General features: G+C 27.0%; 2 protein-coding genes. Both read left to right on the forward strand.

Going from position 1 to position 2510, the window contains the following annotated elements; genetic code table 11:
• Positions 1 to 101 precede the first annotated feature (101 nt).
• Entirely contained in the window at positions 102 to 1445 is a 1344-nt protein-coding gene (locus tag NSA58_RS18805) for an MATE family efflux transporter (protein ID WP_074429438.1), read from the forward strand.
• Between the two features lie 84 nt (positions 1446 to 1529).
• The gene (locus NSA58_RS18810; RefSeq protein WP_257560838.1) at positions 1530 to 2351 is read left to right on the forward strand and encodes a MerR family transcriptional regulator; all 822 of its coding nucleotides are present in this window, start codon (positions 1530 to 1532) and stop codon (positions 2349 to 2351) included.
• The last annotated feature ends 159 nt before the right edge of the window (positions 2352 to 2510 follow it).

The raw sequence follows: 2510 nt of genomic DNA on the forward strand, positions 1-2510 counted from the left end.
ATTGATTTTCATATGATAAATGCTTTTTTTAAATATGTATTGACTCTATACTTACAATAGACTTTATAATATACCTTAGTATTTTAACAGGAGGTATTAATATGGTTACAGAATTTTTAAGTTATGCAATACCATCTTCTTTGGCCAACTTTATTTCGTCATTATATACAGTAATAGATGGGATATTTGTAGGTCAAGGTGTTGGTGATACGGCGCTAGCTGCCGTAAATATAGTACTTCCTTTTACTGTCGTATTATTTGGTATAGCAAATATGTTAGCAGTAGGTGGAGGAGCATTAGTATCGAAAAATGTTGGTGCTAATAATATAGATAAAGCAGTAAATATATTTAGGCAGGTAATGAAATTATTATTAATTATATGTATAGTTACAACTGTGATTTGTGTTGCATTTCCAGAGCAAATTGTTAGGATGTTAGGAGCAACAGATAATTTAGCTCCTATGGCAACAGATTATTTAAGATTTTATGCAATTTTCTGCACACCAAACTTAGTAGGTATAGTATTAAATTCATTTGTTAGAAATGATAACAGACCAAAGCTTGCCATGGTTTCTACTATAGCAGGGGCAATTACTAACATTGTACTTGACTATGTATTTATTTTCCCATTACATATGGGCATAAAAGGAGCGGCTATAGCTACAGGTCTAGGACAAATAGTTACAGTTTCAATACTTCTTCCTCACTTTATAAGAAAAAGAGGTATCTTAAGTTTTGGTAACGCACCATTAATTATGGAAAGTATAAAAAATGTATCAAACATAGGATTCCCATCATTCTTAGGTCAAGCAAGTTTTTCTATAATAGTATTTTTACACAATATGGCCTTTACTAATTATATGGGAGAAATAGGAATATCAACTTATAGTATAATCAATTATATAACAACAAATATATACATGGTTCTACTTGGATTGACTTTTGGTGCACAACCACTTATAAGTTACAATTTTGGTAGAAAAGATAAAGAAAAGATGTTAGGCTTTTATAAAATAAATTGTAAGTCATCTTTAGTAGTTAGTATAGGGGCTGCTGTTATATGTTATGTTTTTGGACCACAAATAGTAGGAATATTTACAACTGATCCTAAAATTGCAGAGATGGCATATAATGGTTTAAAAATAGCTTGTTTAGCCTATATAATAGGAAGTATAAATCTGGATACAGTAGTTTATTATCAAGCATTAGAAATACCTAAGTTTTCAAACTTAATAGGCATATTAAGGTCTATGGTATTTTTACCAATATGCTTATATGTATTACCTAAAATATTTGGATTAAATGGTATATGGGCAAGTGTTTTAGTATCAGAGTCATTAACATTTATACTTATGTTTATAATAGCTAATGTTAAGAAATATACAGATATTGTTATAAATAAAGATAAAAAACTAGAACCACTTGAAGAAGTGGCTACTATGTAGTTATAATGAGGACATTAATATATATTAATGTCCTTTTTAACATAGGTCATTAATTTCTACAAAAGTAATTTTGGAGGTGAAAATATGGGTAAGTACTTATCTATTGGACAAATGGGAAGATTAAACAATTTATCAGTACAAACATTAAGACATTATGAAAAAGTAGGAATACTTAAACCTTCTTATATAAATGAAGATACAGGATATAGATATTATTCTATGAAAGATTTTAATACTATAGATTTAATAAAACAATGCAAGGCTATGGGATTATCTTTAGAAGAAATAAAAGAAGTTACTAATAACTATAGATCTCTAGAATCAATTGTTGATATACTGGGAAAACAAAAGAAAATAATATCAGAAAAAATAAAAGAATTAGAAAATATAAAAAATAAGGTAGAATCTTTGGAAGATAAAATAAAAGTATCTTTGAATAAAGGTATAAATAAAGTTTTCATAAAATATAATGAGGAAAGAAAATTTATTCAGTATAACTTTACTGATCGTTTTTCTGATGAATTTGAAATTAATTTGAGAAAAATTCTTTTAGAAGTAGAAAGAGATTATGAAAATGTTAATGCAGAAATAGCTTTTACCATATCTTATGAAGATGTGAAAAGAGAAGGTAAGGCAGAGTGCAAAAATGTAATGATTAATCTTGGAGAAAAAGTGTCTTATGAAGATGATAAAATAATATCTATGGAAAAAGGAGATTATTTGACAATGTATTTTGATGATACTTATAGAGACTCAGGAAAATACTATGATGTGATTATGGAATACATAGAAAGTAATAATATAAAAACTGTTGGAGATTTCAACGAAATATATATAATGACAAGGGTAGGAAATGATGGAAGAGAGAAATCTCTTGGGCAAATAGAAATTTTAATACAAAATTAATTAATCTAACAAATAAGTCGAAAACTAGAAATAAAAAGATAACTTATTAAATATTATACTTAAATGATTATGATACTTACTAGTAGTGTATATAATACATATAAGCATCTATTTATATAGTACAAACTATATATTAAATTAAAGCGTTAGTAGGGAGGT

The sequence above is a fragment of the Terrisporobacter muris genome (genome assembly GCF_024621905.1).
Classification (GTDB): Bacteria; Bacillota; Clostridia; order Peptostreptococcales; family Peptostreptococcaceae; genus Terrisporobacter; species Terrisporobacter muris.

Coding starts and splice junctions, on each gene's coding strand:
- NSA58_RS18810 (WP_257560838.1), top strand. CDS start 1,530: ATGGGTAAGTACTTATCTATTGGACAAATGGGAAGATTAAACAATTTA.
- NSA58_RS18805 (WP_074429438.1), top strand. CDS start 102: ATGGTTACAGAATTTTTAAGTTATGCAATACCATCTTCTTTGGCCAAC.